Genomic DNA, 25018 nt, shown 5'->3' with positions numbered 1-25018 from the left:
CGAGGAGGCCAGCTTGAATCCAAATCAGGGAAATTTGGGCCCGTGGCAGACACATCCCAGCTGACTTCCGGTGTAGCGGAGCGTTATGCTTCCTCGCTTTTCGAATTGGCGCTCGAAGCTGGCGCCATCGATACCGTCGCTGCCGATCTGAAGCGCTTCCAGGCAATGATCGATGAAAGCGCGGATCTGAAGCGGCTGGTGTTGAGCCCCGTCTTCACCGCCGACCAGCAGCTGGCCGCCATTTCGGCGCTTTCGGCCAAGGCCGGCATTGCCGGGCTGACCGGCAATTTCCTGCGCGTCGTGACCGCAAACCGCCGTCTGTTTGCCATCAGCGGCATGATTTCCGCCTACACCCTGCTGGTCGCTCGCCATCGCGGCGAAGTGACGGCTGACGTGGCTTCGGCCCACGCTCTGTCCGAAGAGCAGCAGAACGAACTGAAAGAGGCGCTGAAGAGCGTGACCGGCAAGACCGTCCTCCTGAACGTGACGGTCGATCCGTCGCTTCTGGGTGGCCTGATCGTCAAGGTCGGCTCGCGTCAGATCGACACGTCTCTCCGCACCAAACTTTCTACCCTTAAGCTTGCACTGAAAGAGGTTGGCTGATGGATATCCGCGCCGCGGAAATTTCCGCAATTCTTAAAGATCAAATCAAGAACTTCGGTCAGGAAGCTGAAGTTTCCGAAGTCGGCCAGGTGCTTTCCGTCGGCGACGGTATCGCCCGCGTTTACGGTCTGGATAATGTCCAGGCCGGTGAAATGGTCGAATTCCCGGGCGGCATTCGCGGCATGGCGCTGAACCTCGAAGCCGACAATGTCGGCGTGGTTATCTTCGGCTCCGACCGCGACATCAAGGAAGGCGACACCGTCAAGCGGACCGGCGCCATTGTTGACGTGCCGGTCGGTCCGGAACTGCTGGGCCGCGTCGTCGACGCCCTCGGCAACCCGATCGACGGCAAGGGTCCGATTGCCGCGACCCGCCGCGCCCGCGTTGACGTTAAGGCTCCAGGCATTATTCCGCGCAAGTCGGTGCATGAGCCGATGTCCACGGGTCTCAAGGCCATCGATGCCCTGATCCCGGTTGGCCGTGGCCAGCGCGAGCTGGTGATCGGCGACCGCCAGACCGGCAAGACCGCGATCATTCTCGATACCTTCCTGAACCAGAAGCCGATTCACGACAACGGCCCGGACAATGACAAGCTGTTCTGCGTCTACGTCGCCGTCGGCCAGAAGCGTTCGACCGTTGCCCAGTTCGTCAAGGTTCTGGAAGAGCGCGGCGCGCTGCAGTACTCCATCGTCATCGCCGCAACGGCTTCCGATCCGGCTCCGATGCAGTATCTTGCCCCGTTCGCCGGTTGCGCCATGGGTGAGTATTTCCGTGACAACGGTCAGCACGCCCTGATCGCCTATGACGACCTGTCCAAGCAGGCTGTGTCCTATCGTCAGATGTCGCTGCTTCTGCGCCGTCCGCCGGGCCGCGAAGCCTATCCGGGCGATGTTTTCTACCTGCATTCGCGCCTGCTCGAGCGTGCTGCAAAGCTCTCCGACGAGCGTGGCGCCGGTTCGCTGACGGCTCTGCCGGTCATCGAGACCCAGGGCAACGACGTGTCTGCCTTCATTCCGACCAACGTGATCTCGATCACCGACGGTCAGATCTTCCTCGAAACCGACCTGTTCTATCAGGGTATCCGCCCGGCCGTGAACGTCGGTCTGTCGGTTTCGCGCGTTGGCTCCTCCGCCCAGATCAAGGCGATGAAGCAGGTTGCCGGTTCCATCAAGGGCGAGCTTGCCCAGTATCGTGAAATGGCCGCCTTCGCCCAGTTCGGTTCGGACCTCGATGCCGCCACCCAGCGCCTTCTGAACCGTGGTGCACGCCTCACCGAACTCCTGAAGCAGCCGCAGTTCTCGCCGCTGAAGACGGAAGAGCAGGTTGCCGTGATCTTCGCCGGTGTGAACGGTTACCTCGACAAGCTGGCCGTCTCCGATGTCGGCAAGTTCGAGCAGGGCCTGCTGCATTACCTGCGCCACGAAGGCAAGGCTATACTGGACGCCATCCGCACGGAGAAGGCCATCAGCGACGACACCAAGGGCAAGCTCAAGGCCGCCCTCGATGCCTTCGCCAAGACCTTCGCCTGATCGGTATTGTTTCGAAGGACGGATAACGGATGCCTTCCCTTAAGGATCTGAAAAACCGGATCGCCTCCGTGAAGGCGACGCAGAAGATCACCAAGGCGATGAAAATGGTCGCTGCGGCAAAACTGCGTCGCGCTCAGGAAGCGGCCGAGGCCGCCCGGCCTTATTCGCAGCGGATGGGTGCTGTTCTCGCCAATATCGCCCAGGCGGTTGGCCCGGATCAGGACGTGCCGCTGCTGATGACCGGCACGGGCAAGGAAGACGTGCATCTTCTCGTAGTGTGCACGGCGGAACGCGGCCTTTGCGGCGGCTTCAACTCGCAGATCGCGCGCTTTGCCCGCGATCATGCCAGAAGCCTGCTGGCTGCCGGCAAGACGGTGAAGATCTACTGCGTTGGCAAGAAGGGTTATGACAGCCTGCGCCGTGAGTTTGCTTCGCTGATCGTGGAGCGCACGGAGTTGCGTGACGTCAAGCGCATCGGTTTCGACAATGCCGACGCCATTGGCCGCAAGATCATTTCGATGTTCGAGCGCGGCGAGTTCGACGTCTGCACGCTGTTCTACTCGGAGTTCAAGTCCGTCATCAGCCAGGTGCCGACCGCCCAGCAGTTGATCCCGGCTGTTGCCGGTGAAGCTCCGGTATCGGAAAGCACGGCGATCTACGAATACGAACCCGATGCGGGCGCGATCCTCAACGATCTCATTCCGCGCAACATCTCTGTCCAGATCTTCCGGGCGCTTCTTGAAAACGTTGCGGGTGAAATGGGCGCCAAGATGAGCGCCATGGACAATGCCACGCGCAACGCCGGTGAAATGATCAACAAGCTGACGCTCAGCTACAACCGCCAGCGTCAGGCCAAGATCACCACCGAACTCATTGAAATCATTGCGGGCGCGGAAGCGCTCTGAGCTAAGAAAGAGGGTAAGAACATGGCCCAGACATCTCCCGCTTCCGGCAAGGTGACGCAGGTCATCGGCGCCGTCGTAGACGTGGCCTTCGAAGGCGCTCTGCCGCCCATCCTGAACGCGCTGGAACTCGACAATGGCGGCAATCGCCTGGTTCTCGAAGTGGCCCAGCACCTCGGTGAAAACCAGGTTCGCACCATTGCCATGGACTCCACCGAAGGTCTGGTTCGCGGCCAGCCGGTGAGCGATACCGGTGCTCCGATTTCCGTTCCGGTCGGTGACGAAACCCTCGGCCGCATCCTGAACGTTATCGGTGAAGCCGTGGACGAACTCGGCCCGGTTCAGACCTCGGCCCGCCGCGCCATCCACCAGCCGGCTCCGGAATATATCGAGCAGTCCACCGAAGCGCAGATCCTCGTCACCGGCATCAAGGTCGTCGACCTGCTGGCACCTTACGCCAAGGGTGGCAAGATCGGCCTGTTCGGCGGTGCCGGCGTTGGCAAGACCGTTCTGATCATGGAACTGATCAACAACGTCGCCAAGGCGCATGGCGGTTACTCGGTGTTTGCCGGCGTGGGTGAGCGTACCCGCGAAGGCAACGACCTTTACCACGAAATGATCGAATCCAAGGTCAACGTCGACCCGCATGAGAACAACGGTTCTGCCGCTGGCTCGAAGTGCGCCCTGGTCTATGGCCAGATGAACGAGCCGCCGGGTGCGCGTGCCCGCGTGGCCCTGACCGGCCTGACCATCGCTGAAGACTTCCGCGACAAGGGCCAGGACGTTCTGTTCTTCGTGGACAACATCTTCCGCTTCACCCAGGCCGGTTCGGAAGTGTCGGCTCTGCTTGGCCGCATCCCCTCCGCCGTGGGTTATCAGCCGACGCTGGCAACCGACATGGGTGCCCTGCAGGAGCGTATCACCACCACCACCAAGGGCTCGATCACCTCGGTTCAGGCCATCTACGTTCCGGCCGACGACTTGACCGACCCGGCTCCGGCGACGTCCTTCGCCCACCTGGACGCCACCACCGTTCTGTCGCGTTCGATCGCCGAAAAGGGTATCTATCCGGCTGTTGACCCGCTCGACTCCACCTCGCGCATGCTGGACCCGATGATCATCGGCGAAGAGCATTACGAAGTGGCCCGTAAGGTTCAGTCGACCCTGCAGCGCTACAAGGCGCTTCAGGACATCATCGCCATCCTCGGCATGGACGAACTGTCGGAAGACGACAAGCAGACGGTTGCCCGCGCCCGCAAGATCGAGCGCTTCCTGTCGCAGCCTTTCCACGTGGCCGAAGTCTTCACCGGTTCGCCGGGCAAGCTGGTGTCGCTGGAAGACACGATCAAGGGCTTCAAGGGTCTCGTCAACGGCGAATACGACCATCTGCCGGAAGCCGCCTTCTACATGGTCGGCTCGATCGATGAAGCCATAGAAAAGGCCAAGAAGCTCGCAGCCGAAGCAGCTTGAGCATGAAAGGGGCGGGGCGCTGAGCCCCGCTTTCCGGAGCGGAGGGTCTCTGCTCTCGATCAAGGGTCCACGCAGGTCGTGTCCTGTCCGTAGCGGCAGGCATGGCGTGCTTTTGAGAAGTGAACAGTCATGGCCGACAACTTCAATTTTGAACTCGTTTCGCCCGAGCGCCTGTTGATCTCGGAAAAGGTTCGCGAGGTCGTTATTCCGGCGAGCGAGGGTGAAATGACCGTCATGGCCCTGCATGCACCGACCATGACGACAATCAAGCCGGGCGTTGTTTCGGTGACCTTCGCCTCCGGCAAGACGGCGCGCTATGTCGTGTTTGGTGGTTTCGCCGATGTCACGCCGACGGGCTGCACCTTGCTGGCCGAAAGCGCCGTACCGGTGGATGAGTTGAGCGGCGATGCACTGAAGCGCCGCATCGACATAGCCCAGACGGAACTGGACAATGCCGAACATCACGAACATCGCAGCAAGCTGGAACATTTCCTGGCGGAACTGACGCATTTGAACAATGTGGTGACGCGCAACTAAGCTGCCGGTCTGGACCATCCCTGATGGTCGGTGCCACAGCAGCCCGCAGACGCTGAATAAACAGTATAATTCTGTCATGTTTAGAGCGCCGATCTGATTGAAGCAGATCGGCGCTCTAACATCTTATTTTTGGAGCATAATCTTATCGATCCTCGTTTCACTCCGGTCGGATTATACTTTAAAGAAATAAGCGGTCCTTCGGGGCCGCTTTTCTGTTTTCTGAATTCTATTCATGTTTCGCTGGCGACGTGTCGCAATTGAACAAATCTGTCCCAGTATTGGCCTCGACCTTTTTGAGGCTTTCTCGTGAGTGCAATTGACAGCGTCCCTGCGCCTCGCCACTGTCTCTGAATGGCTTTTTGAAGCTTGCTTCGGCGCGCCTTCCTGACGCGTCGTTCTTTTCTGGGAATGGGGGTAGAAGGTGGTTATTGAGATATTTCCGCTTTCAATCACAGGTAGATTTGCTTTAAGTTCAGGACGGCTTGGATGAGGGAGCGGGGAGCATGAAAATTGGCATCATTGGCGCGGGCATGGTCGGCAGTTCCGCCGCCTATGCGCTTGCCATGCTGGGCATTGCCCAGGAACTGGTGCTGGTGGATCATAATACCGCGCTGGCGGTTGCCCAGGCGGAAGATATTTCCCACGCCGTGCCCTTTGTTTCGGCCACCACTGTCCGGGCAGGTGATTATTCGGCTTTGGACGGAGCCGGCATCGTGATGATCGCGGCTGGCGTGAGTCAGAAGCCTGGCGAAACGCGGCTGGAGCTTCTCGGGCGCAATGCCCGGGTCTTTCGGGATGTGGTGGGGCAGGTGCTTGCGGTTGCGCCTCAGGCGATCCTGCTGATTGCGTCCAACCCGGTCGATATCATGACCGATATCGCCACCCGTATTTCCGGCCTGCCGCCCAGCCGGGTCATTGGTTCAGGCACCATCCTCGATACGGCGAGATTTCGCAGTCTGCTTGGCCGTCATCTCGGCGTTTCGCCGCAATCGGTGCATGCCTATGTGCTGGCCGAACATGGCGATAGCGAAGTCCTGGCCTGGTCCAGTGTCCGGATCGGGTCCGTGCCGCTGCTCTCCTTTGCAGAGCAGGTCAAGCGGCCGATGACGCCGGAGGTTAAAACCCATATCGAAGACGATGTCCGTAATGCAGCCTACAAGATCATTCATGGCAAGGGTGCGACCTATTACGGGATCGGCGCTGGTCTGGCGACGATTGCCAAGGCGATTGCCCGTGACCAGCGGGATGTCCTGTCCGTTTCCTGCGTCATGCCCGAACTTGCGGGCGTGCGTGACGTTGCGGCGTCGGTGCCGCGCGTCATCGGCCGTGATGGCGTCATTGCAGATCTGATCCCGCCGCTCGAGCCCCACGAGCAGCAGGCTTTGAAGGAAAGTCTTTCCATGTTGAAGGAGATCGCCGTCTCCATACCTGTCTGACACTGGTTTTTTGCTTGAAGGGTGTTTGCCGCTATCGCGCGGCTTTGAGGGCTTTTTTGTGTTAAGTACTGTCGTTCCTACCTCTTTGGAGACTCATGTTTCGATGGACCGGCTTGCCGAGTTCATGCAGCAGGCCCATGCCGCTGCCGCATTGTTGAAGGCGCTTTCCCATGAAAGCCGCCTGCTGATCCTGTGCATTCTGGGCACGGGTGAAAAAACTGTTGGGCAGCTAGAGGACATGCTCGGTCTGCAACAGGCCATCGTTTCGCAGCAATTGGCGCGCTTGCGCCTCGATCATCTGGTCAATAGTCGCCGTGAAGGTCGCCAGATTTTCTATTCCATCGCCAATCCTGCGGTGGGAGAACTGGTCTCGGTGCTGTATCGTATGTATTGTACGCCGCAGACGGAAGTGGCTTGACCTGCGGTTTTGCGACAAAGAGAGCTTATAAAATACGTCCTTTGTGCAAGGCGATCGCAGGCCTCTTCCCAGATTTGAACAGGAACGCCTCTGCCGCGCGGAAGCCTTTCGGGTTCGCGGGTGTTGGCACGGGATGATCGATAAGCTCGAGTTTTTCATAGCGCTGGCGCGCCATCAGCATTTCGGGCGGGCCGCCGAGGAGTGCGGCATTTCCCAGCCCACCCTGTCTGCCGCCGTGCGTCAGCTGGAGGACCAGCTTGGCGTGATGCTGGTCAGCCGCGGCTCGCGTTTTCAGGGGCTGACGCCGGAAGGCCAGCGGGTTCTGGAATGGGCGCGCCGCATCGTCGGTGATACCCGTACCATGCGGGAGGAAATGCGCGCGGCCCGCAAGGGTCTTGCAGGCCATATCCGGCTGGCGGTCATCCCGACCGCGCTTGCCATGGTGCAAAAGCTGACGGAGCCCTTTCAAGCCCGCCATCCGGCAGTGACGTTTTCCGTGCTGTCACGGACCTCCTTGCAGGTCCTGAGCCTTCTGGAAAATCTCGAGATCGATGCAGGGATCACCTATCTCGATCATGAGCCGCTGGGCCGTGTTACCTCCGTCCCGCTTTACGCGGAACGTTATCACCTGATCGCGGCGGCCGGAACGCCGCTTGCGGATCGCGAAAGCGTGAAATGGCGGGAGGTGGCCGATCTTCGGCTTTGTCTCTTGACGGCGGATATGCAAAACCGCCGGATTATCAATCATCATCTGGCGGAGGCGGGCGTCAAGGCCAAGCCCACGCTGGAATCGAATTCGATGATCGTGCTGTTCTCCCATATCCGCACAGGACAATGGGCGTCGGTCATGCCCCGTAACGTTGCGGAATCCTTCGGTTTTTCCGAAGAAATCCGCATGGTTCCGATTGTCGAGCCGGAAGCGGAGCATCTTGTCGGCCTGGTGGCCACCCACCGGGAACCCTATACGCCGCTGGTGTCCGCACTGTTGCATGAGGCGCGTCATCTCGCATCTGCACAGGTGTTTGATAGAAATATTCTATCGCGTAACGAAAAGCCGATATTGACCTGACTCCAGGCTTCTCCATTCTTGTGCAATGACAAGTCGAACACATGCCGGATGTCCCCGGGGTTCGGCGCGGGAGGTGTTATACGTCGCGGCATTGAAGATGACGCTGCGTATTCGGAATCTTTCAAGTCGAGGATGCGCAAGCATCTTCGCGGCTTGGGTTGAGTGGAGGCTGTCTGCGTTTCGGATGGCTGCCCACAGGGTGGAGGTCAGCATGAATATAAGGGCTGCCGCAGACGGCGACCTTGCCGCAATCGCGGCAATCATTGAGGAATTCCGGCAGAGTGAAGGGCCGCTTTTGCCCATTCTTCACGGTGTTCAGCGGGAATTCGGCTATATTCCCGAGTACGCCAAGCAGATGATTGCCACTGCGCTCAATCTTTCGCGCGCCGAAGTGCATGGTGTCGTGACCTTCTATCATGATTTTCGTGACCATCCCACCGGCCGTCATGTGCTGAAACTTTGTCGCGCCGAGGCTTGCCAGTCGATGAATGGTGAGCCTCTTGCCGAACGGGTGAAGACCATGCTCGGCATTGACTGGCATGAAACCACTGCCGATGGCGCGGTGACGCTGGAGCCTGTCTTCTGTCTCGGCCTCTGTGCCCAGGCCCCCGCTGCCATGCTGGATGGCGAGGTTCATGCCCGGCTGGATGAGCACTGTCTGACCGGCCTCCTGAAGGAGGTCAGCCGATGAGTGTGACTGTTTTTGTGCCCCGTGATGCCGCGTCCCTGGCCGTCGGTGCCGATAAGGTGGCTGCGGCGATTGCCCGTGAGGCAGAGGCCCGCAAGCTGGATGTCACGATTGTTCGCAACGGCTCGCGTGGTCTTCTGTGGCTGGAGGTGCTGGTCGAGGTGCGCACGGAGCACGGGCGCGTCGCCTATGGTCCGGTGAAGGCGTCCGATGTGCCGTCGCTCTTCGATGCCGGTTTTCTCACCGGTGGCGCGCATCCGCTGGCCCACGGGCTGACCAGGGAAATGCCTTTCCTCAAAAACCAGACGCGGCTGACCTTTTCCCGCTGTGGCGTGACCGATCCCTTGTCGCTGGCGGACTACCGGCATTATCAGGGGCTGAAGGGGCTGGAAAAGGCCCTTGGCCTCGCCCCGGCCGATATCGTCAAACAGGTCACGGAGAGTGGTCTGCGCGGACGTGGCGGCGCCGGTTTCCCGACCGGTGTGAAATGGAAGACGGTGGCGGATGCCAGTGCCGACCAGAAATACATCGTCTGCAATGCCGATGAAGGCGATAGCGGCACCTTTGCCGACCGGATGATCATGGAAGGCGATCCCTTCGTGCTGATCGAAGGCATGGTGATTGCCGGGATCGCGGTGGGCGCCACCAGGGGCTATGTCTATACGCGCTCGGAATATCCGCATGCGATCGCGACGATGCGGCAGGCCATTGAACTGGCGCGCCAGGCTGGCATTCTCGGACCTTCGGTGCTGGGTTCGCCTTACGCCTTCGATATGGAGGTGCGGGAAGGGGCGGGCGCCTATGTCTGCGGCGAGGAGACCTCGCTGCTGAACAGCCTTGAGGGGAAGCGCGGCGTGGTGCGGGCCAAGCCGCCGCTGCCTGCGCTGGAAGGCCTGTTCGGCAAGCCGACGGTGGTGAATAATGTCATGTCGCTGGCCTCCATTCCGGTGATCATGGACCGGGGCGCATCCTTCTACCGCGATTACGGTGTCGGCAAATCCCATGGCACCATTCCGATCCAGATTGCCGGAAACGTAAAGCATGGCGGCCTTTATGAGACGGCTTTTGGCCTGACACTAGGGGAAATCGTCAACGACATCGGCGGCGGCACGCTATCGGGCCGTCCGGTCAAGGCCGTGCAGGTGGGTGGGCCGCTGGGGGCCTATTTCCCGCCGTCGCTCTTCGATACGGTGTTCGATTACGAAGCCTTTGCCGCCAGAGGCGGGTTGATCGGTCATGCCGGGATCGTGGTTTTCGACGACACGGCGGACATGTTGAAACAGGCCCGTTTTGCCATGGAGTTCTGCGCCGTGGAAAGCTGTGGTAAATGCACGCCTTGCCGCATCGGCTCGACGCGCGGTGTGGAAACCGTGGATCGCATCGCGCGCGGTATCGAGCCTGAGAAGAACAAGGCCCTGCTGGCCGATCTGTGCAACACCATGAAATTCGGGTCGCTGTGCGCGCTGGGCGGTTTCACGCCCTATCCGGTGATGAGTGCGATGACGCATTTCCCGGAGGATTTTCAGCCGGCACCCCTCGTTGAAGCTGCGGAGTAATCTCCATGTCTCTCATTCATGAAATCGACTACGGTACGCCTGCTTCTAAAGCCACCGAAACGGTGACGCTGACCATTGATGGCCGTGAGGTCACGGTTTCTGCCGGCACATCCATCATGCGCGCCTCCATGGAGGCCGGTATTCAGGTGCCGAAACTTTGCGCCACCGATATGGTGGATGCCTTCGGTTCCTGTCGTCTCTGTCTGGTGGAGGTGGAGGGTCGCAACGGCACCCCCGCCTCCTGCACCACGCCGGTTGCGCAAGGGCTTGTCGTTCATACCCAGACGGAACGGCTGAAGCAGATCCGCAAGGGCGTGATGGAGCTTTACATCTCCGATCATCCGCTGGACTGCCTGACCTGCGCGGCCAATGGCGATTGCGAATTGCAGGATATGGCGGGCGCGGTCGGGCTGCGCGACGTGCGCTACGGTTATGAGGGCGACAATCACGTCAAGGCCCGGGCCGGGGATCTGCCCAATGCCCGTTACATGCCGAAGGATGAGAGCAATCCCTATTTCACCTATGATCCGTCGAAATGCATCGTCTGTTCGCGTTGCGTGCGGGCCTGCGAAGAAGTGCAGGGCACGTTTGCGCTGACCATCGAGGGACGCGGTTTCGACAGCCGGGTTTCTCCCGGCGCGCATGAGGCGTTTCTGGAGTCGGAATGCGTCTCCTGCGGGGCCTGCGTACAGGCCTGTCCCACCGCGACGCTGACCGAAAAATCGGTGATTGCCATCGGTCAGCCCGAACATTCGGTGGTCACGACCTGCGCCTATTGCGGCGTTGGCTGTTCCTTCAAGGCGGAAATGCGTGGCGAGGAACTGGTGCGCATGGTGCCCTTCAAGGATGGCAAGGCCAATCGCGGCCATTCCTGCGTCAAGGGCCGGTTTGCCTATGGCTATGCCAGCCATAAGGACCGCATTCTCAACCCGATGATCCGCGAAAACATCACCGATCCCTGGCGGGAAGTGACGTGGGAAGAGGCCTTCGCGCATGTGGCCTCGCAATTCCGGCGCATCCAGTATCAATATGGCCGCGATGCCATTGGCGGTATTACCTCCTCGCGCTGCACCAATGAAGAAACCTATCTGGTGCAGAAACTGATCCGGGCCGGTTTCGGCAACAACAATGTCGATACCTGCGCCCGCGTCTGTCATTCGCCGACCGGCTATGGTCTGGGTCAGGCCTTCGGCACCTCGGCGGGCACGCAGGATTTCGACAGTGTCGAACATGCCGATGTGGTGATGGTGATCGGCGCCAATCCGACTGACGGCCATCCGGTCTTCGGCTCGCGGCTGAAGAAACGGCTGCGCAAGGGGGCGAAGCTGATCGTCATCGATCCGCGCCGCATCGATCTGGTGCGCAGCGCTCATATTGAAGCCGCTTATCACCTGCCGCTGAAGCCCGGCACCAATGTTGCGGTGCTGACGGCGCTGGCCCATGTCATCATCACCGAAGGGCTGGCGGATGAAGCCTTTATTCGCGAACGCTGCGACTGGTCGGAATTTGAGGATTGGGCGGCCTTCGTGGCCGATCCCGCGCATAGCCCGGAAGAAACGGAAAAGTTTACCGGCGTTCCGGCGGAAGCCCTGCGCGGCGCTGCAAGGCTCTACGCCACCGGCGGTAATGGTGCGATCTATTACGGTCTGGGTGTGACGGAGCACAGCCAGGGCTCCACCACCGTCATGGCCATTGCCAATCTGGCCATGGCCACGGGCAATATCGGTCGTCCAGGCGTGGGGGTAAATCCGCTGCGGGGGCAGAATAATGTGCAGGGCTCCTGTGACATGGGGTCCTTTCCGCATGAACTGCCGGGCTATCGCCATATCTCCGACGATGCCACCCGCGAGACTTTTGAAAAGCTCTGGGGCGTGACGCTGAACAACGAACCGGGCCTGCGTATTCCCAACATGCTGGATGCGGCTGTCGAAGGCACGTTCAAGGGCATCTATATTCAGGGCGAGGATATTCTTCAGTCCGACCCGGATACGAAACATGTCTCCGCCGGTCTGGAGGCCATGGAATGCGTGGTGGTGCATGATCTCTTCCTGAACGAGACGGCCCGCTTTGCCCATGTCTTCCTGCCGGGTTCCACCTTCCTGGAAAAAGACGGCACCTTCACCAATGCTGAACGCCGCATCAACCGTGTGCGTAAAGTCATGACACCGAAGAACGGCTATGCCGACTGGGAAGTGACGCAGAAACTGGCCGAGGCCATGGGGCTTGGCTGGAACTATACCCATCCCTCTCAGATCATGGATGAAATTGCCGCGACGACACCGAGTTTCGCGGGCGTTTCCTATGATTATCTCGAAAAGATGGGCTCGGTGCAGTGGCCCTGCAACGAGAAATTCCCGGTCGGTTCGCCGATCATGCATGTGGATGGCTTCGTACGCGGCAAGGGCAAGTTCATCCGCACGGAATATGTGCCGACGGATGAAAAGACCGGTCCGCGCTTCCCGCTGCTGCTCACCACGGGCCGCATCCTCAGCCAGTATAATGTCGGCGCGCAAACGCGGCGCACCGATAATGTCGTCTGGCATGAGGAGGACCGGCTGGAGATCCATCCGCATGATGCCGAACAGCGCGGCATCAAGGATGGTGACTGGATCAAGCTGGCCAGCCGCTCGGGCGATACGACGCTCAGGGCTCTGATCACCGATCGCGTTGCGCCGGGCGTGGTCTATACCACCTTCCATCATCCGGGCACGCAGGCCAATGTCATCACCACCGATTTCTCGGATTGGGCAACCAATTGCCCGGAATACAAGGTGACGGCGGTGCAGGTTTCGCCTTCTAACGGGCCGAGTGAATGGCAGCAGGATTATGAAGACCTGTCGCGCAAGTCCCGCCGCATTGCCGGCAAGCTTGAGGCGGCGGAGTGAGTGAAAGGAAGGGTATGACAAAAGCCAGCCGGGCGGTCCGGGAAAAGCGGTTTCAGGCCGGGGTCATCACCGCGGCCTCCCGCATCGTCCCGGAAGAAGTGCCGATTGCCTTTTCCTATGGCGGCTCCACCCATGCCGTGATGATGGGCACGCCGCAGGATCTGGAGGATTTTGCGCTGGGTTTTTCACTGGCGGAAGGCATCATCACCAGCGCCGCCGACGTGCTGTCGGTGGAACCGGTGGAGGCCGGGGCTGGCATCGATGTGCAGGTGACGCTTCAGGATGACAGCGCCGAGGCGCTGGTGGCGCGCCGCCGCCGCATGGCCGGGCCTGTGGGTTGCGGTTTGTGCGGCATCGAATCCATCGAGCAGGCGACACGGCAAGTGCCGCAAGTGACTGTGCCCGGCTTTAGCGTAACACCCGAGCACATTCATGAGGCGATGCGGGCGCTTGGCCGCGCCCAAAGCCTGAACCGGGAAACCCATGCCGTCCATGGGGCGGGCTTCTTCATTCCGGGAGAAGGGTTGCTGGCCATCCGTGAGGATGTCGGCCGCCACAATGCGCTCGACAAACTGGTGGGCGCGGTGTTGCGCGCCGGGCGCAAGGGCGATGAGGGCATGGTGGTGGTGACCAGCCGCCTCTCCGTGGAAATGGTGCAGAAGGCTGCCATTCTCGGCGCGCCGGTGCTGGCGGCGATTTCCGCCCCGACAGCGCTGGCCATCGAGACGGCGGAGGCCGCGGGCATGACGTTGATCGGCATTGCCCGGGGTGAGGATTTTGAGATTTTCACCCGGCCAGACCGGGTGACGGGAGGAGACGAAGCCGATGTCGCATGACGAGACCGCCGCAAAACTGGTGCGCATGGCCAACCAGATCGCCACCTTCTTCAAATCTCAGCCGGAAGCGGAGCGGGTGCCAGGCATTGCCACGCATATCAACAAATTCTGGGAACCGCGCATGCGCCGGCATTTCTTCGAGATGATCGATGCGGGAGGAGAGGGCTTCGATCCGCTGGTGATGGAAGCTGCCGCCCGCATTCGCCGCCCGGCTGAAGTGGCGCAGCCGGAAGGGCGCATACCGGCATGACGAGACATCGTTCTCATAGGGTTCACACCCTCAAAGGTGAGAGCGATTAACACCCTATTTGCTAACCATTTTTTGTGCGCCTGCGAAATAATGGCGGCAAAACCCGTTCCTCGGCTTGAAAGCTGATTTGTCATTCGTCAATAACCCCTGAGATTTTGGGGTGTCGTATTTGGAATAGCCGGGCTCTGTTTTCCGCCTGGTGCCTCAAAAATACTCCTCGTGCTCTTCAGGGCGGCGTGAGGTGTTTCATCATAACAAGGAGAGAAGGGTATGGCTGTCACAAGCTCATCCGGGGTGGGGACATCCCCGGCAGGCGGTCTTCTGGACCGTGAAAGAATTATCGCCAAGGCTGGCTTCAATCGCTGGCTGGTCCCGCCTGCGGCGCTGGCCATTCACCTTTGCATCGGCATGGCCTATGGCTTCAGTGTGTTCTGGCTGCCGCTCAGCAAGGCGCTGCCGGTGACGGACCCAAGCTGCGCCAGCCTGACGCTGATGGATGCGCTTTTCACCACCAGCTGCAACTGGCGCGTGGCGGATCTCGGCTGGATCTACACCCTGTTCTTCGTGTTGCTCGGCTGCTCGGCGGCGCTTTGGGGTGGTTGGCTGGAGCGTGTCGGTCCGCGCAAGGCGGGTTTCGTCTCGGCACTGTGCTGGTGCGGCGGCATTCTCGTCGCGTCGATTGGCGTGATGACGCATCAGCTCTGGCTGATGTGGCTGGGTGCAGGCGTCATTGGTGGCGTCGGTCTTGGCCTTGGCTATATTTCGCCGGTATCGACGCTGATCAAGTGGTTCCCGGACCGTCGCGGCATGGCAACGGGCATGGCCATCATGGGCTTTGGCGGCGGGGCCATGATCGGCGCGCCGCTCGCCAACCTGCTGATGGGCGTGTTCAAGTCCGAGGCCGGTCCCGGCGTCTGGCAGACCTTCATGGTCATGGCGGCGATCTATTTCGTCTTCATGATGGGCGGTGCCTTTGGCTATCGCATTCCGCCGGCAGGCTGGCGTCCGGAAGGCTGGACGCCGCCGGCGGCCAAGAGCAGCATGATCACCCATCGCCACGTTCATCTGCGCAACGCGCACAAGACGCCGCAGTTCTGGCTGATCTGGGCTGTGCTTTGCCTCAACGTTTCGGCAGGCATCGGCGTGATCGGCATGGCCTCGCCCATGCTGCAGGAAATCTTTGCCGGTTCCCTGATCGGCCAGCCGGGCGTTGCGTTTGCCCAGCTCGATCCGGCGGGCAAGGCGCAGATCGCCGCCATTGCGGCCGGCTTCACCGGCCTGCTCTCGCTTTTCAACATTGGTGGCCGGTTCTTCTGGGCCTCGATGTCTGACAAGCTGGGCCGCAAGAACACCTATTTCTGCTTCTTCATCCTCGGCATCATTCTCTACGCGCTTGCGCCGACCCTGGCGCTGATGGGCTCCAAGGCTCTCTTCGTTCTGGCCTTCGGCATCATCCTGTCGATGTATGGCGGCGGCTTCGCCACGGTACCGGCCTATCTCGCCGATATCTTCGGCACGCAATTCGTCGGCGCCATCCATGGCCGGTTGCTGACGGCCTGGTCCACGGCGGGCATCGTGGGTCCGGTCGTGGTAAACTATATCCGCGAGGCGCAGATCGCCGCCGGTGTCGCCCCGGGACCGGCGCTCTACACCAGCACCATGTATATCCTTGCGGGCATGCTGGCGCTCGGTCTGATCTGCAACGCCCTGGTCCGGCCCCTGCCGGAAAAGTGGTACATGTCGGATGAAGAAGTGGCGGCCCTGCAGGCCAAGTCGGCAGCGGCCAATGCCGGTCCCACCGGCTCCTTCGGCATCGGCAAGGGTGGCCTGGATGCCAAGGCGGCTCTCGCCTGGCTGGCCGTCGGTATCCCGCTGGTCTGGGGTGTCTGGGTGACGTTGAAGAGCAGCTTCGTGCTGTTCGGATAATACGATGAGTCATTGAAAATGGCTCTTCGTATTCCCTTTTCGAATATCTCAAGCCTTCGATGCATTTGAGATATTCGAAATCTTTTCAAGGCGAGGATGCTTTACAGCGCCGTGCGTTTTATCAAACGCACAAAGCATGCTGTAAGACTTTAAATCTGCTGCATAATTTCACCTTAAATCGATTCCGATTTAAGGAATTATGCAGTAGCATCTTCGAGCCTTGGTATAAGTCCAGGCTTGAAGGAGATGATGAGGGCGGCTTCGGTCGCCCTTTTTTGTTGGAGAGCCCCTTTTCTTTGGAGAGAATGAGGGTTCGTGATCCTCGCCCCCTTGAACGGTCTGGTCGAGACTTTACGTTAAGTGCTGGATGCTGCCGGGCTCTTTGTCCATTTTTATCGCCGGGGCGTCTGTCGTGCGGCTTTGGGGCCGCCTTTTCCTTCCTTTCCCATCATGGGAGTTTCCATCATGCGTTACAATCAACTGGGTCATACCGGGCTGTTCGTGTCTGAACTCTGCCTTGGCACCATGACGTTCGGCGAAGCCGGCTCCAGCATGTGGGGTGCGATTGCCGATGTCGATCAGGCCGCCGCCGACCGCATCGTCGAGCGCGCGCTTTCTGCCGGTATCAACTTCTTCGATACGGCCAATGTCTATTCCTTCGGCGTTTCCGAAAAGATGCTCGGCCAGGCCTTCCGCAATCTCGGGGTCAAGCGGCAGGATGTCGTCGTCGCCACCAAGGTCTATGGGGTCATGGGGGATGGGCCGAACGATCGCGGCGCGTCACGCGGGCATATCATGGATCAGGTGCAGGCGAGCCTGGAGCGGCTGCAAATGGACCATATCGATCTCTACCAGATCCACGCCACCGATATTGTCACGCCCATCGACGAGACATTGCGGGCCCTGGACGATCTCGTCTCCCGTGGCCTCGTCCGCTATGTCGGCGTCTCCAACTGGGCAGCCTGGCGCATTGCCAAGGCGCTTGGAATTTCGGAACGCCGGGGCTTTGCCCGTTTCGAGACGGTGCAGGCCTATTATTCGATCGCAGGCCGGGATCTGGAGCGGGACATCGTGCCGCTGCTCAAGGAGGAAAAGCTCGGCCTGATGGTCTGGTCACCTTTGGCGGGCGGGCTGCTTTCGGGCAAATACGGTCCCGGCGCGCCGGGCAACGGCGAAGGCCGCCGCGCCAATTTCGACTTTCCGCCGGTCAACAAGGACCGCGCCTGGGACTGCGTGGCGCTGATGCGCGAGATTGGTGAGCGCCACGGCGCCAGCGTTGCGGAAGTGGCACTCGCCTATATTCTCGCCAAGCCTTTCGTGACCAGCGTCATCATTGGCGCCAAGCGGCTGGAACAGCTGGAGCAGAATATTCGCGCCGTTGACCTTAAGCTGACGACTGAAGATCTGGAACGCCTGGATGCGGTCAGTGCCCTGCCGCCCGAATATCCGGGCTGGATGCTGGACCGCCAGAGCGCTGCCCGCATCCCGCAGCCTTTTGACAAGAAATAGAGCATTGTCCCGCGAAAAGTGGAAACCGGTTTTCCGTCCGGACATGCGTAAAAACAAAGATCCAGCAACGAAAAAGCCGCCCGGGTGGGCGGCTTTTTTGTGAAATTTCATTTTGGCGGATCAAGCCGCCAGATCGTCCATTTCCGTGCCCTTGAACATCTTCGAAAGGTTCAGGAAGCAGATCATGCCGGTTTCATTGGCGATGATGCCTTCCGAGAAGGACTTGTCGAAGGAGGCGGACACTTCCGGCACCGGCTGGATCTGGCTGGCGGAAATGGTGAGAATGTCGGAAACGCGGTCCACCAGCATGCCGATGACCATGTTATGCACCTCGGCAACGACGATGGCCGAGCGCTCGTTGGCGACCGTGCTCTTCATGCCGAGCTTGTAGGCGAGGTCGATGATCGGGATGACCGAGCCGCGCAGGTTCATGACGCCAATCACATCGGCCGGCGCATGCGGAATGGGGGTGGACGGAGCCCAGCCGCGAATTTCGCGGATGGTGGTCGTCTTCACGCAGAATTCCTGATCGTGCAGACGAAACGCAATGATTTCAAGGTTTTCACTGCCAAAACTCGTTGAGCTGATCGTCGTTGCCATGCGCTTCGTTCCGCCTGTTCTTCACCGATGCCATCGCGCCTGAAAAGCGCGGTACCGCTGATTCTGTTTCGTCGCCACCTGTGCGGTCGGTGGTCTTTCCACCTGTCACACGGGCATATTAGCGCAAGAGTGTTTCTTAAATCTGAATCAGAACCCTTCCTTTTGCGCGGTTCAATAGACATTTACGCACTCAATATTCCTTCTCGTAATAGATGCCGCCGCCGCTGTCGCCATTGGCGCCTGCCTGTCCCTTGAGCTTGACGCCGCGCCCGACATCGAGATTGATCACCGCACGGCTGCCTGTGGAGCTTTGCTGAAACTCCAGATAGGTCTTGTCGTTGAGATATTTTCCGGCGCTGACCTGGGCATCGCCCTTGGAATCGGTCGAAATATCGAGATCATCGACGCCCACCGAATTGCGCAGGCTGTTGAACAGCGAGGTCGAGCGCCCGCCCGCCAGCTGGCCGACAGCATCGGCGAGCTGGGCAATTTGCAGCGGCGACAGTTTCGACAGCGATTGACCGAAGATCAGCTGCGCCAGAATTTCATCCTGCGGCAGGGCAGGCGAGGAGGAAAAGCCGATCTGCGGATCGTTGGCCATGCCTTCCACCGTGGCGTTCAACGTGGTGCTGCCGGAGGTGCTGGAGGCGGTGAAATCCACCAGCGGAATGAGACCGCCGCCGAAGGTGATCTTGCCTTCGCTGAAATCCAGCCGCTTGGTGAGAATGACAATGCGGCCGCGCTTGAGCGTAAAGCCGCCAGCCACCTGCGGTTCCGCCGCCGTTCCCCGCACGGCGACATCGCCGTTCAGCTCGGCATCAATGCCACGGCCGCGCACGAAGATCTGCGAGGGAGCGGAAATCTGCAAATCGAGCTTGATGGGGGAAGAGGAGGCGCGAGCGTCGTTCGGCGAAAGCGCTTGCATCTGGCGGCGCACATCCTTGGGCGCATTCTTGTGCTTGATATTCAGCTCTGCAATCGAGCTTGGCAGCTTGGCTGGAATGGTGATGGAGGTCTTTTCCAGTGTCAGCTTGCCGGATAGCGTCGGCCCCGCCTTCAATGGCCCTTTCAGCGAGAGTGTGCCATTGCCGGTGGCCGTCACCAGATCGCCATTCACATAGACCGCGTTTTGAAGCTGTACGGACAGATCCGCCGGCATGCCTTCACCAGCGAGATCCACGGAGCCGTTGGCGGAAATTCGGCCACCGGTGGAAAGCCTGCCGTTCAGGCTGGCCAGCGTGGCGCGCTTTCCCTCAAGGCGAATATCCGCCGACAGCCCTTCCAGAGCGAGATTGCGCTGCACGTCGATGAGCCGCGCACCATTGGTGCTGATGCCGCCGGAAAGTTGCGGCGAGGAAAGCGTGCCCGCAACCTTGATGGAACCATTGGCCTGACCTTCCAGAACCAGACCCTGGGCGCTGAGCAGGCCTTGCAGGGCCTGGAAGGGCAGGCGCAGATCGAAGCTCATGTCGATGGGGCGGGTGCCGGTGAGCGTCAGACCGCCGCCGCCGGTGACGTTCAAGCCACCGCCGCTGACGGTGGTTTGAACCCCAAGCCGCTGATTGCGAAAATCGCCTTTGGCGGTGATGGCAAGCGGCGTCAGCCCTGCCGCCTTGAGCTGGGCCACGGTCGCATCGCGCCAGCTGAGATCATAGGTCACTTGCGGCGCACTGCTCGTGCCCTTGGCGTCGATTGTCCCGGCGATCGTCCCGCCCGCATCGAGACCGGCGGAAAAGCTGTTGGCCAAAGAGGCGGGCAGGGCGCGGATGACCGCTTGCAGATCGAGCGTCTTCCCGGCCTCTCCCTTGAGCGAGACCGATCCGCCGCCTGCCGTGAGCGTCAGGCCATCGATGAAGGCCGTGCCATCTTCCACCCGAATGGTGGTGGGTTCATTCAGCTTCACGGCAATGCCGCGCGGCACGGCGGAAAAGCTGTTGAGCTTGACCAGCAGTGTGTCCACATCCTGCTGGACCAGGACGGAACCGGTGAGCGGTGCGCCGTCATACCGCCCGCCGAGCGCAATATCGGTGCGGCTTCCGCGGCGGGTGAAGGTGAGGGCAGGGTTTTCAAGCAGCGCCGAGCCTGTCGAAACCCGTCCGGCCTTGGCGCGGCCATCAATGGCAAGGGCTGCCAGATCCGGCGTGCTGACATCGATATCCGGTGCATCGACCTCCACGGTGCCGGAGCGCAGGCTCTTGCCACTGGCCTGGATGGTGGCGGCGATGCGTCCCGCATTTTCCTTCAGCGTCACGTCACCGGCAAGATCACCGGAGGCGGTCTGGCCGCCAAGAGCAGCCAGCAGGCCGAGATCGGGAAAGCGGAAGCGGATTTCGCCGCTGGGCAGCATGGCGCCGGACAGCATCATCGTGCCATCCAGATGGTTGGGGCCGACATCCAGCGTCAGTTTCGGGATCGAGGTCCGGCCATCCTTGGAGGCAAGATCCAGCGCCGCCGTGACCGGCTTGCCATCCAGGCTGCCGGTGGCCGAGAGCGAGGCCGAGGGCGCGCCGCGCTTCAGGTCCGCCTTGGCGGTGAGCGCAAAGCCGTTCAGACGGCGGCCCGCCATCATGGCCTCATCGATAGTGAAGGTGCCGGTTGCGGCCAGATGATCCATCGGCCCCGTTGCATCGACCGAAAAACGTCCGCTGCCGCTGGCCTGCGGGGTTAGTTTCGCCAGTTGCTTGATCCTACCCTCGAGCTTTGCCGAGAGCGTGTTGTTTTCCAGCTGCATCTGCCCCGTGCTATCGATCAGGCTGGAGGTAACGGAGAAGGACGGGATGGACAGGTTGGAGCCTGCACTGGCGATCTCGGCCTCAAGGGAGACTGGACCTTCCAGCTTCTGCCCCATCTGGGCGGGCAGGGCTTGCGGGTCAAGCGTTGTGGTTATCGATGCTGTCGCTGCTTTGGATGCAAGGTCATAGGCGGCCCTGGCGGTGGCCTTGAGGGTTTGGCTGGCGATGTCCAGCCTGTCAGTCGTGATCTTTTCCCTGCTGAGCGTGACGGGGGCCGTGATCTTCAGCGGTGCGGTGAACGCCCGCTGGAGATTGTCATCGGCAAGGGCTGTGGTCTCCACCGTCAGTGCCGATTGCAGCGTGCCAGCCCGATCCGTCAGGTTGAAGGCGTCAGAGCTGGCGTCGAGCGCTAGTCCGCTCAGCTTTCCCTGCGGCAGGGACAGTTCTGCCAGGGCTGCATGGGCCTTGATCTTCGCGGTGGAGGCCTGTCCGGCAATGGAGAGATCCACCTGCTGCAAGGCGGCGGAAAGCGTGCCTTCGGCCAGCGGCCAGCGAAGGGCGACCGGCCCCTGCTTGCCCGTGAGCTTGACGGAGAGATCATTATCCCCCTGCGGATCGTATCGGCCCCCGGCGGTCAGCGACAGGCTGTCGGTTTCCACCGAGCCGCGCTGAATGGTGATGCTGCCTTGCTCAGATATCAAAGCCGCGAGATCGATCGAGGTGCTGCCCGCAAACAGTCCGCGCAGATCGGGCGGTACGAGATCGGCGAAGTCCCCTGCGCCCTTGAGGCTGACGGCGCGGCCTTCAGCCATCACCCGGTGGGTCAGATCGACGGCGAGACGCGGTTGACCATCCAGTGCAGCGCGGGCTGAGGCCTTCCAGTCATCGATCGGCCCCTGGCCGGAGAGCGAAATGGTCACCGGCGGTGCGCCCGGAATCTGTACGAGCTTCGCCAGAATACCGTCCTTCGGCTCCTGCAGCCTGGCGTCGATATCGAGCCGATTGGCATTGGGGTCGTAGATCAGACTGGCATTCAGCTTGGCATCGGGAACACGGGCACGGCTGAGCGACAAATCGCTATCGATGCCTTGCGTGCGTGCCAGCACGCGGCCCGCCAGCGCCAGTTCCGCCTCAGTGCCCATGACCTCCTTGCCAAGCTTGAGGCTCGGCACATCCAGCCGTGCCACGTCGATGGTCACCGGCAGGGAAAAGCCGGTATTGTTGCTGGTCTGTTTTTCGGTCTGCTCGGCATCCTGCAGCGGCTTGCGCAGCAACGTGATGGAGCGGGCGGCCACCGATTGCGCTTCCACCCGCCGCGACAGCAGCGCCAGTGGCGACCAGTCGATGAAGACGTCCCGAATGTCGAGATAGGGGCCTTTCTGGTCGGAAAGGGTAATGCGCGCCACCTTCCACTCGCCGCTCATCAGCCCGGACGGGTCATCGATCTCGATCATCCGGTTGGGCTTGGACAGAATGGAGGCGGCAAAATCGGCCACCATCTGGCCACCGGCGCGCGTGCCTCCGGCCAAGGCCAGCCCGATGACCAGCATGCCCAGGAGGATCAGCAGCCCGTAAAGGGCAAAGCGGGTGGTCGCAGTCAGAAATCTCATCCGGTCTTCTTCGCCTTCCACAACGGCGCAAATGCGTCAGAAACTTTGTCCGATACCGACATATATGCCGTATTTATCGCCATCGGGATAGGGATTGAGTGGTAGGGCCACATCAAGGCGGATGGGGCCGAAGGGCGTGGCATAGCGCAGGCCAAGCCCCGCACCGGCGCGGATATCGGAAAAATCCGGGACATGGCCGGTGGAAACCGTGCCGACATCGAAAAAGGGCACGAGGCCAATGGTATCGGTAATGCCCACACGGGCTTCCAGCGAGGCGGTCATGTAGGACAGGCCACCGGTGGCATCGTCATTGCCGTTGCGGGGGGAAATGCCCTGATAGGCATAGCCGCGCACCGACCCGCCGCCGCCCGCAAAGAAACGGCGCGTGGCCGGAATGTCAGCAAGATCACCGGTGGAAAACAGCGTGCCGAGCGACAGCTTGCCCGCCAGCACCACCCGGTCTTCCTGACCGAGCCCGTAATAGCCGGAAATCGAGCCTTCGAGATTGGTGAAGACGTTGCTGCCGAGGAATTCGTAGGAGGGCGCCATGGACAGGCTCGCCTTATATCCTTCCTTCGGGTTCATCTTGTCGTCGCGGGTGTCGCGCACATATTCCAGCGGCACGGAGAAGGTCAGATAGTCGTTCTTGCCGAAGGCGTCATCGACGCGGGCAAATTCCAGCGCGGTCGCGGCCGAGAGGGTGTCGTAATCGTTGAGTTCATAGGAATAGCCAAGCTTGCCCGTGATGGTGTCGGCATCATAGGAATCCGTGCTGAGCGTGGCGGCCTTGATGCTGGCTTCCAGCGTGCCGGAGGGCAGAAGGTAACCCGGCTTGGTAAAGGTGATGCCTGCGGCATAATTCAGATCGCCGACGCCATTCTGGCCGAGGCCGCTGACGGACCCCTCCAGCCTGAGCGATTCTGCCTCGCCGAACAGGTTGCGATGGCCCCAATAGCCCTGCAGCCCGGCGCCGTCGATGGTGGAATAGGTGGCGCCGACGCCGAAATAGCGGAACTTGCCTTCTGAAACGTCGATGGTGAGCGGAATGGCGCCATTGGCATCCAGCGTCTCCGCCTGCTTGACGGTGACACTGGAAAAGACGCCGAGCTTGCGCAGCCGGTCATTGGCCTTGCGCAATTCATCCGGTGAATAGGCCTGGCCGGGCTTGAGCCGAGAATATTTCTGAATGAAGCCCGCATCGACCCGCTTGGAGCCTGTGACCGTCACGGGGCCGAGCGGCGCAACCGGACCGGCGGCAATGCGCAGCGTGACATCGACACGGTTGGTGGCATGGTCGGCCACCACCTGCCGGTCGGCCACGGCGGCGAGAGGATGGCTTCCGGCTTTCAGGTCATTGACCATGCGGTTGGCTGCGCCGATGATCACCAGGGATCCGGCAGGCTTGCCCGGTACGAGATCGTATTTCGCCGGATCGAGCCCGGCAGCGTCCCCCTCAAGCGTGACGTGGCCCAAGGTAAAGGCCGGTCCCGGATCGACCGTCACACTGACGGGAACGGGAGCGTTTCTCGGAAAAGTCGGATTGGGCGGCAGCGCATCGAGCGGTGTCCCATTGACCGTCACCGTGACGGTGCCGCCATAGCGGGATTGCTCATAAAGGGCGGCGATCAGCCTTTCCCGGTCTTCGCGGGCCTTGACGACGACGCCGAGATCGCCGGAAACCGGCTTTTCCTTGTCGGCCAGCAGCAGAGAACTGTTTTCCAGAACCTTGCGCAGGTCCTTGTCGCTCCCCGGGCTCTCGAAGGTCAGGCTGTAGCGCACCGGGTCGATGACATCCGAGCCCTTGTCGCGTTCGCCCCAAAGCGTGATGCCGAAAAGTTTGAAGGCGTGCGCCTCGCGCGGAGCAAGCAGGCCGGTTGAAATGAGTGTTGCGATAAGACCAGCGCGCAACAACGCGACGACGGAACGCCTGCTCCGCCGCAGTCCGGATGAGCCGGTATCAGCCCGATGAAACGCAATACTTATTCCCGGCACGAAGACACCCAATACAAGCAGCGTACAACGCTCCTCATGCTTGTAGTTCAACACCCATGGAAAGCCTCATGCCGTCCACCACGCATGCTGAAAGCGCCTGATCGCCAGGCGATCCGCCTCGGCGCTTTCATCTTCTCAAAGTGCAGAAACGGGCGCTTCAAGCCCTGCCACACCGACGAACCGGCCTGGAAGGGCCTGCAGGTCAAGAGCAGTCGATCACCCTGTTCCGGAAAGGGACACTAAACTATGTCCGTGTTTCAGAACGGAAAACCGGTTCCCACTTTTCCTGCCAGCACTCTAGCCTGAAATCCCAAGCTTGAACAGTCTGGGAAGGTTCGTCGCTGCTAACAAGGCACGAAACCGGCCCAGGTGTTGCTGCAACATGACTGCGGCAGGCCTGGGCCGGTTCTTAGAGCACGTCCGGTGAACACGGGTTCACCGGACGTGCTCTAAGCTTTTGCTTTTATGCA

The 25018-nt window shown here is 60.8% G+C and carries 18 protein-coding genes; 15 read left to right on the top strand and 3 right to left on the bottom strand.

The window, feature by feature from the left end; translation table 11 throughout:
• The first annotated feature begins 42 nt into the window (after positions 1–42).
• From QO005_RS14680 to QO005_RS14610, 15 genes are all read left to right on the top strand, one after another.
• Positions 43–603, top strand: a complete 561-nt coding sequence (locus QO005_RS14680; protein WP_307158794.1) for a F0F1 ATP synthase subunit delta — start codon at positions 43–45, stop codon at positions 601–603.
• Positions 603–2132, top strand: coding sequence for a F0F1 ATP synthase subunit alpha (gene atpA, locus QO005_RS14675; RefSeq protein WP_307158793.1), 1530 nt, complete (start codon positions 603–605; stop codon positions 2130–2132). The genes QO005_RS14680 and atpA overlap by 1 nt, the downstream gene beginning before the upstream one ends.
• 29 nt (positions 2133–2161) lie before the next feature.
• Positions 2162–3037, top strand: coding sequence for a F0F1 ATP synthase subunit gamma (locus QO005_RS14670; RefSeq protein WP_307158792.1), 876 nt, complete (start codon positions 2162–2164; stop codon positions 3035–3037).
• Between the two features lie 21 nt (positions 3038–3058).
• Positions 3059–4504, top strand: a complete 1446-nt coding sequence (gene atpD / locus QO005_RS14665) for a F0F1 ATP synthase subunit beta (protein ID WP_307158791.1) — start codon at positions 3059–3061, stop codon at positions 4502–4504.
• A gap of 129 nt (positions 4505–4633) precedes the next feature.
• Entirely contained in the window at positions 4634–5041 is a 408-nt protein-coding gene (locus QO005_RS14660; protein ID WP_307158790.1) for a F0F1 ATP synthase subunit epsilon, read from the top strand.
• A 503-nt stretch (positions 5042–5544) separates the two neighbouring features.
• Complete coding sequence (locus QO005_RS14655; RefSeq protein WP_307158789.1) at positions 5545–6477, top strand: L-lactate dehydrogenase; 933 nt, start codon at positions 5545–5547, stop codon at positions 6475–6477.
• 103 nt (positions 6478–6580) lie between these two features.
• Positions 6581–6895, top strand: coding sequence for an ArsR/SmtB family transcription factor (locus tag QO005_RS14650; RefSeq protein ID WP_307158788.1), 315 nt, complete (start codon positions 6581–6583; stop codon positions 6893–6895).
• Positions 6896–7028: 133 nt separating this feature from the next.
• Complete coding sequence (locus tag QO005_RS14645) at positions 7029–7964, top strand: LysR family transcriptional regulator (RefSeq protein ID WP_307158787.1); 936 nt, start codon at positions 7029–7031, stop codon at positions 7962–7964.
• A 211-nt stretch (positions 7965–8175) separates the two neighbouring features.
• Positions 8176–8655 carry a formate dehydrogenase subunit gamma gene (locus QO005_RS14640; RefSeq protein WP_307158786.1) on the top strand — a complete coding sequence of 160 codons (480 nt, stop codon included), beginning with the start codon at positions 8176–8178 and terminating at the stop codon, positions 8653–8655.
• On the top strand, positions 8652–10208 hold the full coding sequence (locus QO005_RS14635; protein WP_307158785.1) for a formate dehydrogenase beta subunit: 1557 nt from the start codon (positions 8652–8654) through the stop codon (positions 10206–10208). Before QO005_RS14640 ends, QO005_RS14635 begins: the two co-directional genes overlap by 4 nt.
• A 5-nt stretch (positions 10209–10213) precedes the next feature.
• Entirely contained in the window at positions 10214–13093 is a 2880-nt protein-coding gene (gene fdhF / locus QO005_RS14630; protein WP_307158784.1) for a formate dehydrogenase subunit alpha, read from the top strand.
• A gap of 14 nt (positions 13094–13107) precedes the next feature.
• Entirely contained in the window at positions 13108–13929 is an 822-nt protein-coding gene (gene fdhD / locus QO005_RS14625; protein WP_307158783.1) for a formate dehydrogenase accessory sulfurtransferase FdhD, read from the top strand.
• Positions 13919–14179: a formate dehydrogenase subunit delta gene (locus tag QO005_RS14620; protein ID WP_307158782.1), complete on the top strand. Its 261-nt coding sequence runs from the start codon at positions 13919–13921 to the stop codon at positions 14177–14179. The genes fdhD and QO005_RS14620 overlap by 11 nt, the downstream gene beginning before the upstream one ends.
• A 270-nt stretch (positions 14180–14449) precedes the next feature.
• Positions 14450–16105: an OFA family MFS transporter gene (locus QO005_RS14615; protein ID WP_307158781.1), complete on the top strand. Its 1656-nt coding sequence runs from the start codon at positions 14450–14452 to the stop codon at positions 16103–16105.
• A gap of 465 nt (positions 16106–16570) precedes the next feature.
• Positions 16571–17614 (top strand): aldo/keto reductase, encoded by a 1044-nt coding sequence (locus QO005_RS14610; RefSeq protein ID WP_307158780.1) that lies wholly within the window; start codon positions 16571–16573, stop codon positions 17612–17614.
• 120 nt (positions 17615–17734) lie between these two features.
• Here QO005_RS14610 and QO005_RS14605 read toward each other — a convergent pair whose 3' ends face one another.
• From QO005_RS14605 to QO005_RS14595, 3 genes are all read right to left on the bottom strand, one after another.
• Positions 17735–18214, bottom strand: a complete 480-nt coding sequence (locus QO005_RS14605) for a chemotaxis protein CheW (protein WP_307158779.1) — start codon at positions 18212–18214, stop codon at positions 17735–17737.
• A 190-nt stretch (positions 18215–18404) separates the two neighbouring features.
• Positions 18405–22556 (bottom strand): translocation/assembly module TamB domain-containing protein, encoded by a 4152-nt coding sequence (locus QO005_RS14600; protein WP_307158778.1) that lies wholly within the window; start codon positions 22554–22556, stop codon positions 18405–18407.
• A 36-nt stretch (positions 22557–22592) separates the two neighbouring features.
• Positions 22593–24497, bottom strand: coding sequence for an autotransporter assembly complex protein TamA (locus tag QO005_RS14595; RefSeq protein WP_370878083.1), 1905 nt, complete (start codon positions 24495–24497; stop codon positions 22593–22595).
• Between the last annotated feature and the right edge of the window lie 521 nt (positions 24498–25018).

This window comes from Allorhizobium paknamense (genome assembly GCF_030815125.1).
In the GTDB taxonomy this organism is placed as follows: domain Bacteria; phylum Pseudomonadota; class Alphaproteobacteria; order Rhizobiales; family Rhizobiaceae; genus Allorhizobium; species Allorhizobium paknamense.
The sequence above is the reverse complement of the archived record's forward strand: the minus strand, read 5'-3'. Positions and strand labels throughout refer to the sequence as shown.

Bases quoted from the DNA above. Each gene is read 5' to 3' on its own strand.
- QO005_RS14640 (WP_307158786.1), top strand. From the start codon at position 8,176: ATGAATATAAGGGCTGCCGCAGACGGCGACCTTGCCGCAATCGCGGCA.
- QO005_RS14660 (WP_307158790.1), top strand. From the start codon at position 4,634: ATGGCCGACAACTTCAATTTTGAACTCGTTTCGCCCGAGCGCCTGTTG.
- atpD (WP_307158791.1), top strand. From the start codon at position 3,059: ATGGCCCAGACATCTCCCGCTTCCGGCAAGGTGACGCAGGTCATCGGC.
- fdhD (WP_307158783.1), top strand. From the start codon at position 13,108: ATGACAAAAGCCAGCCGGGCGGTCCGGGAAAAGCGGTTTCAGGCCGGG.
- QO005_RS14635 (WP_307158785.1), top strand. From the start codon at position 8,652: ATGAGTGTGACTGTTTTTGTGCCCCGTGATGCCGCGTCCCTGGCCGTC.
- fdhF (WP_307158784.1), top strand. From the start codon at position 10,214: ATGTCTCTCATTCATGAAATCGACTACGGTACGCCTGCTTCTAAAGCC.
- QO005_RS14615 (WP_307158781.1), top strand. From the start codon at position 14,450: ATGGCTGTCACAAGCTCATCCGGGGTGGGGACATCCCCGGCAGGCGGT.
- QO005_RS14655 (WP_307158789.1), top strand. From the start codon at position 5,545: ATGAAAATTGGCATCATTGGCGCGGGCATGGTCGGCAGTTCCGCCGCC.
- QO005_RS14605 (WP_307158779.1), bottom strand. From the start codon at position 18,214: ATGGCAACGACGATCAGCTCAACGAGTTTTGGCAGTGAAAACCTTGAA.
- atpA (WP_307158793.1), top strand. From the start codon at position 603: ATGGATATCCGCGCCGCGGAAATTTCCGCAATTCTTAAAGATCAAATC.
- QO005_RS14670 (WP_307158792.1), top strand. From the start codon at position 2,162: ATGCCTTCCCTTAAGGATCTGAAAAACCGGATCGCCTCCGTGAAGGCG.
- QO005_RS14600 (WP_307158778.1), bottom strand. From the start codon at position 22,556: ATGAGATTTCTGACTGCGACCACCCGCTTTGCCCTTTACGGGCTGCTG.
- QO005_RS14650 (WP_307158788.1), top strand. From the start codon at position 6,581: ATGGACCGGCTTGCCGAGTTCATGCAGCAGGCCCATGCCGCTGCCGCA.
- QO005_RS14610 (WP_307158780.1), top strand. From the start codon at position 16,571: ATGCGTTACAATCAACTGGGTCATACCGGGCTGTTCGTGTCTGAACTC.
- QO005_RS14645 (WP_307158787.1), top strand. From the start codon at position 7,029: ATGATCGATAAGCTCGAGTTTTTCATAGCGCTGGCGCGCCATCAGCAT.
- QO005_RS14620 (WP_307158782.1), top strand. From the start codon at position 13,919: ATGTCGCATGACGAGACCGCCGCAAAACTGGTGCGCATGGCCAACCAG.